Origin of the sequence: Alteromonas sp. KS69, from assembly GCF_003989595.1 — a bacterium.
Lineage (GTDB): Bacteria > Pseudomonadota > Gammaproteobacteria > Enterobacterales > Alteromonadaceae > Alteromonas > Alteromonas naphthalenivorans.
On sequence record NZ_PYHU01000004.1, the window covers coordinates 188,221 to 198,811 of the forward strand.

7 protein-coding genes are annotated in these 10,591 nt (G+C 42.3%); 4 read left to right on the plus strand and 3 right to left on the minus strand.

Annotated features, from left to right (window positions below; genetic code table 11):
• The first annotated feature begins 484 nt into the window (after positions 1 to 484).
• Positions 485 to 2,866 carry an Ig-like domain-containing protein gene (locus tag C7Y69_RS03325; protein WP_126871796.1) on the plus strand — a complete coding sequence of 794 codons (2,382 nt, stop codon included), beginning with the start codon at positions 485 to 487 and terminating at the stop codon, positions 2,864 to 2,866.
• Positions 2,867 to 2,950: 84 nt separating this feature from the next.
• On the opposite strand, the gene C7Y69_RS03330 is transcribed toward C7Y69_RS03325, so the two are convergent.
• Positions 2,951 to 3,865, minus strand: coding sequence for a LysR family transcriptional regulator (locus C7Y69_RS03330; RefSeq protein ID WP_126871797.1), 915 nt, complete (start codon positions 3,863 to 3,865; stop codon positions 2,951 to 2,953).
• A 109-nt stretch (positions 3,866 to 3,974) separates the two neighbouring features.
• Between C7Y69_RS03330 and C7Y69_RS03335 the strand changes: the two genes are divergently transcribed.
• The 3 genes from C7Y69_RS03335 to C7Y69_RS03345 are packed head-to-tail and all read left to right on the plus strand — an operon-like array spanning position 3,975 to position 8,132.
• Positions 3,975 to 5,681, plus strand: coding sequence for an ABC transporter transmembrane domain-containing protein (locus C7Y69_RS03335; RefSeq protein WP_126871798.1), 1,707 nt, complete (start codon positions 3,975 to 3,977; stop codon positions 5,679 to 5,681).
• The gene (locus tag C7Y69_RS03340; protein ID WP_041452620.1) at positions 5,674 to 6,717 is read left to right on the plus strand and encodes an efflux RND transporter periplasmic adaptor subunit; all 1,044 of its coding nucleotides are present in this window, start codon (positions 5,674 to 5,676) and stop codon (positions 6,715 to 6,717) included. Before C7Y69_RS03335 ends, C7Y69_RS03340 begins: the two co-directional genes overlap by 8 nt.
• An 8-nt stretch (positions 6,718 to 6,725) precedes the next feature.
• Positions 6,726 to 8,132: a TolC family protein gene (locus tag C7Y69_RS03345; protein ID WP_126871799.1), complete on the plus strand. Its 1,407-nt coding sequence runs from the start codon at positions 6,726 to 6,728 to the stop codon at positions 8,130 to 8,132.
• A gap of 79 nt (positions 8,133 to 8,211) precedes the next feature.
• Here the strand turns inward: C7Y69_RS03345 and C7Y69_RS03350 are convergent, their stop codons facing one another.
• Positions 8,212 to 9,087: a hypothetical protein gene (locus tag C7Y69_RS03350; protein ID WP_126871800.1), complete on the minus strand. Its 876-nt coding sequence runs from the start codon at positions 9,085 to 9,087 to the stop codon at positions 8,212 to 8,214.
• 118 nt (positions 9,088 to 9,205) lie between these two features.
• The gene (locus C7Y69_RS03355; RefSeq protein ID WP_409513413.1) at positions 9,206 to 9,931 is read right to left on the minus strand and encodes a hypothetical protein; all 726 of its coding nucleotides are present in this window, start codon (positions 9,929 to 9,931) and stop codon (positions 9,206 to 9,208) included.
• Between the last annotated feature and the right edge of the window lie 660 nt (positions 9,932 to 10,591).

Genomic DNA, 10,591 nt, shown 5'->3' on the forward strand with positions numbered 1-10,591 from the left:
GTTTTGAGTATTTTTCACAAGTATACTAAGTTGTTAGAAGATTGAAATGGTAGAGTAACTTACATCGCAGACTTTAGCTTTAGGATGCCATCATTTTCAGTCTACTTAGCCTTATCAAGTATATGCTTCGCGGCCTGAATAGCAGATTCAATACTAGTAAAACCTACACGACCTTGCCCCGTAATTGTTGCTAACCGCGTAACAGAAGACATTGAAGACGTATTAGATAAAGTATACAGCCGCGATTTATTCGGCGCTGACTAACACTAATTAGCTTTCGAACATGAAAAAAACCAGCTGTTAAGCTGGTTTTTTATTTCCAATTTAAACAGTACCTTACGCTTCTTACCTATATCTCTATCAGTGCCATTCATTTACATTCCATTTACTTAGTAATGCATTTCGAATTTTCATAAGCTATTATGCGTTGGAAATTAAATGGTATTGTTATAAAAACTATAAAAATTGATAAGGACGTTGAGTAATGAAACATAGCATTATTGCGCTTGTTGTTAGTGCAACTTTTCTTTCTGCCTGCGGCGGTGGTTCAGACGAAAAAAACCAAGCTCCCCTTCTAACTGCTGATGCTGCATCCACGTTGAACGATTCAGCAGTTACTGTTGACGTGTTAGCGAATGACAGCGATCCAAATGGTGATGCGCTTACTATTTCTGCAGTCGGCACGCCTGATATCGGCGAAGTCACTATTACAAACAATACATTGGTTTATACGCCTTCAGCGCAAGCAATGGGCGATGTGAGCTTTTCGTATGAAGTTACCGATGGTGAATTGTCATCAAATTCAACGGTTACGATCACTAACCAGCAGTCTGTCACAATCACTGGTATTGCGACCGATGCGCCTTTAAATAATGGAGAGGTTACTGCTACTAACAATAATGGTGACGTTCTAGCGACTGCAACTATTGATAGCAATGGCAGATATTCACTTCCAATTCTTGCAAATGAAAACCCTGGTTACTTAGTGCTTAACGCTAACGGGGTGGGTGATCAAAGCCACGTAAGTTTGGTGTCGCGGGTGGGTAATTTCTTAGATTTAAGAGCGCTTGCAAGTGAGAACGATACTAACGAGCTTTCAGATGCACTGCTCTTAGAAAGTAAAATTACCCATGTAAGCACCGCGCTTTCTATTATGTACACTGAGTATGTAAACGATGGCGGGGAAGCAAGCTTTGACGTATACGTCGCTGAAGCCGATTTTGAGAAAGTGTTAGGCCTTGCAAGCTTTATAAAGGTACTTGCTGACAATGAAGATTTTTCGTTACCTGATGGTACGGATACGGTTTCATTCTTTGCCGACAGTGAAGAAAACATTCTCACTACCATTCGTGCCTATTTAAATGATTTAGGGCTGATAAACGAAGACGGTACTTATGCCGATGCGTACGCCGATGCAATTAACACAGCCCGTGTTGAAACATTAGAAGATGACACGCTTCAACAAAGCTACAGTGAATCATCGATAGCAGGCAAAACCTTTGCAACCTATAACGCAGGAGCGTACCTAGCGACTAAAGGTTCGGCGGTTTATACATTCAATGACGATGGAACAGGAAGCAAATCGTCAGCCGAAAACTACTACAACATTTTTTCAGATAGTGTTAGTTGGTCGGTAGATGATGGGGTACTTGTAGTGGTGAACACCGATGCAACACCAAGCCTTGAATTTCCGCCAAGCCCATCGAACTACCTTGAATACTTCGATGAAGAAACAGTATTGCAAATTCTTGCAGCAGATGAAGAAGGTTACTCTGCACAATGGAGAATAGAAAAAAGCCCAGTTTCTGAGAGTTTCGAATTAGTGTACGAAAATGGTGGCAATGCGATTGCCTACGTATCACAAGTTATAGAGCTAACGATAACGCCAGCGGTTGATGAGAGTTATGGAGCACCTAAGTTTGTCACAGAGTATCCTCAAACTTATACCTCCATTTACAGTGATACTTCTGAAGCCATTTCGCTTTCTCGTGAAGATGTGTTGGCATCGCCTTGGGTAGTCGCTTACAACAGTGAGTTTGAGTACAGCTTAAACGACCCTGAAGGTAACCCGATTACTCTAGAAGGTATGGTAAGCGATTACCTTACTTTTAACGATGACAACACAGTCAATTCTCGTTTGTTTGGTACTCAGGGCAGTTGGTCTTTCGACAGCGGTACAATTAGCTTATCTGTAAATGGTAAATCATTTACCATAACACCGTTCAAAAAGCAGAATGACTACTTTATTGCTGTGTATGAATATGAAGAGGCCGGAAACGTAATAAAGTATGCGGCTGATATGCATAGTATCGACTTCAGTTTACCTGAGAGTTTTGATGTAACGTCTACGCCACCAATGGTTTGGGCTTCTACCTTGAGCGCTTCGCTTTTTGTTAATGATTTACCACTAGCGGAAGATTTGTGGAGTTACTACTTTGATAGTGATGGTACTGCCGGTAGGGTTTTTGCCGAGATAGATTATTCTGAGCCAGATTTACCTGTTTCTCGTTTTGTGGATGACAGTGCGCTCTATAACTTTCAGTGGCAGCAAGAGGGGGACCTTTTAACGCTAGATGGTCTTAGAGAGAACAGTGCTTTTGTCTTTCAGCGTCGTTTTAAGTGGGAACTACTTGGTGTAACAGATTCAGGGTTAATGGCTACCATTGAATATCAAGTAGGTACTATCAACTATAGCGACGGGTACAGCGACGAACCAATTGGTACAGTTCCAAGACTTAACTTCTATATGCCACTAAACCTAGAGGAAGCTTACCCAGAGATTTGGGGAAATACGGAAATTAATGGTCTTAATAGCCTAGACTCACAAAACAACAGCTCAGTTTCATCACTAGAGCTTGATCAATAACGTATTGTTGTTATCGGAACTATGACTCAAGCCGAGCACATGCTCGGCTTTCTTTTGTATTGAAAATCGCAAAGTTCATTCCAACTAAGCATCTATAAGCTTTTGTGAGTAACCTAAGATAATTCGTGCCGCATTAATAATAGATTCAGTAATAGTAAAATCTACTCGACTTTTCCCCGTAATCGCATAGTACCTTTCATTCAGCGAGTGAGCCTGCCCAATACAATACACACCATATTGTGCTTCCACATGATTTGATATGGCCGACGGCGCACAAAACACGCCGAAGTCCTCGCTACCAAATAGCTTTAGCAGTGCGGTATCATCAAACTCTGCTACTATCTTTGGGTAGAGTTGCTCTGTTTCTAGCCAACTCATTAACGCGTGGTGAATACCGGATGTATTACCCTGAATCAGTAATGGCATATGATTTAAACAATCAGGGAATGTCTGACTGTTGGAAAGGGGCGCTTTGGCAAAAAAGCTTAGCGCGCTTTCTCCAAGAAAGTGACTGTTAGCATTCACCTGTGAGCCCGGAGCAATCCCCCTATCGGCCACAATGAAATCAATTGCATTAATTGCGAGTTCTTTAAGTAATCCATCGAAGCTATCTTCTTTAATAACATATTTAACGTTAGCAAAATTGCGCATAGTGTCATGGACGAAGTCATAAAAAAGCACTTTAGGTATACCATTAGTAATACCAATCACAAATTCTTTAGTATTTACTTCATCACCGGCGTTTAGTATTTCTGCTAGCTGATGGCCTTTATGAAAGATCTCACTGGCATATTGAAAGCTTACTTTTCCTTTATCATTCAAATATAGGCGTTTATTAACCCTATCGAAAAGCGGGTAACCAATTTGATTTTCAAAAGTACTTAGTTGCCCACTAACGGTTTGAGGAGTAACGTGAAGTAATTTAGCGGCTTGCGCAATGCTGCCTTCGCGAGCCACTAAATAGAAGTAGTAGAGATGATGATAGTTGAGGTGATGCATAAGTAAGGTTTTTACGATGAACTAATAAGAATATAACAGGTTTAGTATTCTTTTATTTGAATTACACTAGATAAAATGCGAAGTATCACTCGGCGCTATTGAAGGAATTATGGGAAAAGTCATTAATTTACACGCAACGAGGAAAACCTTGTTTGCTATTTTGAAGCCAGAGTCAGGTTTTTTCTGGGTTGCCATAGCTTATGGTGTTGCTATTAGTTTAATGACATTAGCTGTGCCTATTGCGGTACAAACATTGATTAATAGTATTGCTAATATTGGCTCTGTTCGCTCGGTTGTCATACTTGCTATTGTGCTGTTTCTAACACTCTTCGTATCGGGTATTTTTAGTGCGCTTCGAATGCGCATTATGGAATATTACGAACGCAAAGTTTATGCACGCCTTACCGCTATGATCAGTTTAAAAACCATTATGGCGGAGCATCGTTTTTTTGAAGGCAGACAAAATACCAATATTACTCAGCGTTACTTCGACATTATGACCTTTCAGAAGAATGTGCCTTCACTTATGGTGGATGGGTTCGCGTTGGTATTGCAAATGCTGGTGGGCTTTACGCTAGTATCATTTTATCACCCCATGTTATTTGCGTTTAACTTAGTGCTTATATTAGTGATGTATGCCATATGGAAAATATGGGGTACGGGGGCCAAACGCTCTGCTATCGAGCTGTCTCATGCAAAGTACGATTCGGCCAAATGGCTAAACGACATTGCTGCGGCCCATGAATTTTTTAAATCGGCTGACCATGTTGAATATGCGGGTAGAAGTACCGATAACTTTATTAATAATTACATCACCAAACACAAAAGCCACTTTCACTATACGTTTGCCCAAGTGGCAATGTTTTTGTTGCTCTATGCATTTGCCAGTGCGGCGTTGTTAGGTATTGGCGGTGTGCTGGTGGTACAAGGCCAGCTATCTATCGGTCAGTTGGTGGCTGCAGAATTAATAATGTCTGCGGTATTCTTTGGGCTGTCGCGTTTTACGCAATATTTAAAGCTTTACTATGAATTGTATGGCGCCGCTGAAAAGATAGGTTCTGCCCTGGTTATTCCGCAAGAAGTCGTTAATGAAAAAGCAGATCGGGTGCCAAACTCTTCGCAGTTAATTTTTAATAAGTTACACCTCACCCATGGTAGCGATACCTGTTTAATAGATTTGCAAATTGAAGCGGGTGGTAAGTACTTCATTACTACGAATAAGAGTTGGGTTCAAAAGCAACTTATTGGGCTAATGAAGCGCTATGAAAAGCCGCAAAAAGGTGAGCTACTGCTTGGTGACTTAAGCTTGTATGATTTCGATACCTATGAATTACGCCAAGCAATTAATACGCTAGACCGCTCTCTTATCGTTGAATGTTCCATCGAAGAGTATTTACGATTGGCAAACCCAAGAGCGAGCTTTGCTGAAATTAGAGCTGCTTTGGCGGCTGTTGAATTAGATACCGTTATTGATGCGCTGCCTAACGGGGTTGATTCTAAAGTGTCGGTATTAGGGGCGCCATTGCAGCCGCTAGAATTCCTAGTGTTAAAGCTGGCCGCAGTTATTATTGAAGAGCCCAAAGTGCTTATCATTAATCAACATTTCGACGCTATTCCGCTAGCACTGCGCCTACGATTGTTAAACCGTTTGTCTGAACTTAGTTGTACGGTACTTTATTTTACCAACACACCTGAAGCTCATTGTTTGGACGGTGTTATTTATCTAAAAGACAGTGCCGAGGTAGTGGCAGCTGAACCTGCAAAAGAAAGCGTTCTTAGCCAAAACGTGTCGCAGGAAGGAGCAAATGATGAATAGTGCAGAAAAGCGATTTTTAGATAATGTCAGTTCTTTATCTTCACTACATGTTCCGAAGCTTCATAAAGTGGTGTGTGGATTGGTGTTAGCGATGGTGGTGTGTGCTTCGCTTATTCTGTGGTTTACACCATGGATGCAAACGGCCTACGGCACAGGAATGGTCGACTCTTTAGATCCCGTCGATAGAACGCAAGCGATTAGTGCTTTAGTTGATGGGCAAATAAAGCAATGGCATGTGCGAGAAGGTATGCAAGTAAAGGCGGGCGACCCTATCGTCACATTAATTGATACCGACGCTGGCCGATTAGAGAAATTGCAATCTCAACTAGCGGCGGCAAAAGCTGGGCATCAAGCTAATGAAACAGCAGTAGCTAACGCTGAAAATAATTTAGCACGTCAAATGGGGTTACAAGAGCAGGGGCTAGTGTCTCGCAAAGATGTAGAAGCAGCGCAAATAAAGGTGCAGGAGTTAAAAGCTAAGGCGGCAAGCTCTCTATCTGCCATCAATGATGTAAGCATGAGTTTATCGCGTCAGTCTATTCAAACAAAAGTGGCGCCAGTAGATGGCACTATTATTAGGCTTTACTCTGGTGGAGTCTCAACATTTGTAAAAGCAGGGGCGGTGTTAGGGCAGTTTATCCCTTTGAACGCCAAACGTAGTATACGTATAACGGTAACAGGGCTAGATGCGCCACTAGTTAAAAAGGGCGCCAAGGCGCGTTTACAGTTTGAAGGCTGGCCAGTGTTTCAATTTAGCGGGTGGCCGGGTAGTTCTATAGGCACATTCGGTGGCGAGGTGGTTTACGTTGAGCCGGTGGCAAGTACCGCTGGTACGTTTCAGGTGTGGATAATGCCTGATGCAGATGACGTACCATGGCCTAAAGAAAGCGCTACGCGGTTAGGAAGCCGCGTTAAAGCGTGGGTATTGTTAGAGGAAGTGAAGTTGGGCTATGAACTGTGGCGACAACTGAATAACTTTCCTCCCCAGCAAACCGCTGATCCCGAATCATCTCAAACTAAAACGTCGAGTTGGTAAGGGATAGCATGAGAAAACTACATGTTGTTACGTTTGCCTTTGCATTGACCGTTTCTGTGATGAGCTGCGCAGTCGCCGCAGCTCTGCCAACGGTAACTGAGCTTATCGAGTCAATGCAGTATCACCATCCTTATACTCAGGCCATTGCTGAAGGTGAAATTCAAAGCGGTGCAGATATCGATATTGCGCTTAGCGAGTTCGACCCTTTTATCGAGCAACAAACATCTAGCAGAGTAAGTGGTTATTACGATGGTTTGGCACTACAGCAACGCGCGATAAAGCCGCTTCAGTCGTTGAACGCTTCAGTTTATACAGAGTACCGTGTGTCTGATGGTGACTTTCCTGTTTACGAACAAGAATATGAAACCCTCTCTGGCGGGGAGGCCAGCGTAGGAATTTCACTTTCGTTATTAAAGAACCGAGAAGTCGATAAACGAAGAGTAGGGGTAAGAAATGCAAGGTTAGCTGCACAGCAATGGCAGTCTGAAGCGCAAGACTTGCTGAATAGCTTTTTACACAAAGGGTTAACCGAGTATTTGTTATGGTATGAGAGCGCGTTGCAGGTGATATCGGTGGAATCATTATTGAGCCGCGCTGCTGAACGTGAACGTGCACTATCTACTCGGGTTGAAAAAGGCGATCTAGCACGGGCCACGCTTACCGAGTTTAAAGCGAATATTTTAGAACAGCGTTTATTAGTGGCTAAGTTGAAGCAAAAACGCAACGCACATGCCCGAACGTTGTCTTACTATTGGCGCGATACTCAAGGTGAAATGATTCCGATAACAGAAACTAAATTATCGGAAGATATTCATTGGCCTTTTAGCGTAAGTACTTCGCAAATAAGTCAGCTACGCAAACAAATTACTCAACATCCTCAGTTAGCGTTATTGCGCATGAGTAAAACGGTGGTTCAGAACAAGCAAGTCTTGGCTAAAAATGCGTTGCTGCCGAAACTTGACCTGAAGGCGTCTTTGGCACGAGATATCGGGAGCGGACCTAATTCACTTGACGGTACAGAGAGCAAAGTGGCCTTGGCGTTTTCCTATCCGCTAGGTAATAGAAAGGCAAAAGCTGAGCAAGTTAAACTTGTGTCGAAGGGACGAGAGCTCGAACACAAGTATGTATCTAGCAAGCAATCCATCGAGCAAGCATTCGAAAAAGCTTATGAGTATTGGGTGCAAGCAAAAGAGATCGCTAGTTTACAGCAACAAAATGCAGAACTCGCCAAGGTACTATCAAGTATGGAGCTTCAACGTTTCGACGCGGGCGACAGTGATATGTTTACGCTAAACGCTAGGGCATCCAATGAGATAAAGGCGCAAATGAAAGCGATAGAAACCAATGTCGATTTGTTGAATGCTGAGCTTATGCTTTATCGTGTCGTTGCTGCATTGCACACGGTTAATCACTAGTTCAGTAGGTGGCCAAAACCTGTTTAATCTTAATGTTCTATTTTACCTTTAAAGATGGCTTGCAACTAGACGAGGGCGCTTATTGACCTGAGGCATATACTCGCGCTTGGTTATATTGCATTAAGGTAGGTATAAGTGCGGCTGCTAACATGTAGTTGGTTTCACTAAACCACCGGTCGTCATATCGTATTTCCGCTTTACGTGTTACACAATTTCGCATGGGATTGCCGAACAACACATGATGTGTCGATTTTCCTAGGCTTTCGTTATGTGGTGTTTTTGGCAACGCTAAAAAGTCGTAAACGTTGTCTAGCGTTTCACTGGGGTTGAAACAAAACGGTTCGTAACCTACCACTTCGAAGGGCAAAGCGAGTTCGTTTAAGAGAGATTCTCTTTTCTTATTGTCACTTAGCCATCGCATCATCTGATACCAATAGTGGCCCTTTACCTTCTTTAATCCTTTGCGAGGCTGCGACCGGGCTAATCTTGCCTGCGAGCTTGCGTAAGAGCGAACATCTCTGATCAAAAATAGCGCTCTAACATCAATAGTCTTAGAACCTGCCAGCAACGTTAGATGTTTTACACCCTTAGAGGTATCTATGGGTTGATAGTCGTTACCATATAATGTAGAAAATTGAGAGAGCAAAGTAGCGTAAGCATCTGGATAATAATTTGGCTTTGCGGGGTTTAAGATATCTAGGCTTCGCATTTGTGATAATACAGGTTGCCAAAATTCGCACTTATCAGCGGGGGCGCCGCAACTGCAAAGATGTGCTTGCTTGTTTAGCCAATAGGTCGGGCCCATCCGTAAAACTTGATATATTTCTCCAAGCGATATGAGGTTCTCATGACACGCTAATGCCATTGAGAATACCGTAGACCCAGAATGAGATAGGCTGGTTAAACAAACGATGGGTTGTTTAGATGGGGAGAAGTCGTCATTGTTTTGCGTCATGGCTTATCGTTAGTCAGAGTAAATATGGAATTACCTACTCTGACTTACAAAAGTGACGAAGGGTCTTATCTTTACGTATTATTTACGTAAGATTGAAAGATTGTTTAGTTTTGCTGAATTAGTTATTGATAGCTGAATCAAAGTCTTCTTCAGATAACCCGGCAGCCAAAGCATATTCTTTTAGCTTATCGTCTTGAACACCCGCATGTTGGGCAGTGGCTAATATACGAATAACTTGCTCACGTTGCTGAGACGACTCTCTAACGGCCGTTTCTACTACGGTTTTTGCATCGTTCGGAAATACAGCTAACAGTGCATCTACTACATATTCACCAACAAAAGGCACTGCATTAAGTGCGCTCGTCATGATATCGACAATTTTGTTTGGGTGTTCTTGAGACAAAGTCTGAACAATACTGTCTGCTGCATCAGGTTGCGTTAGCACGGCAACGCGAACAATCTCGCTCAGTTCTTCAGGCGTTGCAACAGCAGCAGCATGAACAACGAAGTCGACATAAGTAGGTTCTGCCATTATCGCCAACTGAACGATGTTAGGGCATGAACTTACTTCTTTCTCTATAGCCAACTGTACTATTTCTTCAGTAGAAGAAGGCTGAGACGATATAGCAGCAAAGATAATTTCACGATACTGATCAGGATATGTATCTAATGCGATATCAACAATAGAAACTACATCTTGAGGATAATGACTTGCTATAGAACTAATAGCACGCCCAACAGACATGTTTTGATCAACCTGGCGTTTTAAGAACGAGGTTTGAAAATGATTTGATTGATTAGAGGTAGCTTCTTCCGGTGAAACAGTTCCATCCTTTGCGCTCATACCTATCGCTGGTGTACTTACTGCAAGTACCAGCACTGCCGATGAAAGCAATGAAGTAATACGAAACATATATCCACCTTATATTTATTGCGTAGTCTATTACCACTAACGGACTACTACTTTATAGGAATTATAGTCCCATCCTATTAGTAATTAGTCCATATTGTCTACTTATTATCTCATCTGAGTGAAAATTAACCGAATGGTTCAGTTTATTACACTTTTCTTAAAACAAGGGTTGACGCAGGCTCAGAAATCTCTAGAATGCGCATCCGCTTCGACAGGAAAGTGAAATAACTTACACTGACAAAGCAAGTCACTACTTACCTTTAAGGCCAAGTATGACGGGGTTTTAAAGAAAACGCTTCAGAAAATAAATTTTCAAAAAGTGTTGACACTGAAAGCTTCAAGCGTATAATGCGCACCTCACTCGAACAGGGTGAGTCACGAAGAAGCAATGGCTTCTAGTGAATTGCGACAACCAAGGTTGTCCGCTAGCAAGGAAAATGAATCAACTGAGAGTAATGTTGGTCCTCCTTGCGCAGAAGTCACGACAAAAAGCGTCGAGATTCTGCACTATGTTCTTTAACAATTTATAACAAGACAATCTGTGTGGGCACTCATTAAGAGTGTCACACAACGACGATTCATATTCGATAT

What these genes read in the sequence shown, in the direction of transcription:
- C7Y69_RS03325 (WP_126871796.1), top strand. Translation starts at nt 485, where the DNA reads ATGAAACATAGCATTATTGCGCTTGTTGTTAGTGCAACTTTTCTTTCT.
- C7Y69_RS03330 (WP_126871797.1), bottom strand. Translation starts at nt 3,865, where the DNA reads ATGCATCACCTCAACTATCATCATCTCTACTACTTCTATTTAGTGGCT.
- C7Y69_RS03335 (WP_126871798.1), top strand. Translation starts at nt 3,975, where the DNA reads ATGGGAAAAGTCATTAATTTACACGCAACGAGGAAAACCTTGTTTGCT.
- C7Y69_RS03340 (WP_041452620.1), top strand. Translation starts at nt 5,674, where the DNA reads ATGAATAGTGCAGAAAAGCGATTTTTAGATAATGTCAGTTCTTTATCT.
- C7Y69_RS03345 (WP_126871799.1), top strand. Translation starts at nt 6,726, where the DNA reads ATGAGAAAACTACATGTTGTTACGTTTGCCTTTGCATTGACCGTTTCT.
- C7Y69_RS03350 (WP_126871800.1), bottom strand. Translation starts at nt 9,087, where the DNA reads ATGACGCAAAACAATGACGACTTCTCCCCATCTAAACAACCCATCGTT.
- C7Y69_RS03355 (WP_409513413.1), bottom strand. Translation starts at nt 9,931, where the DNA reads ATGAGCGCAAAGGATGGAACTGTTTCACCGGAAGAAGCTACCTCTAAT.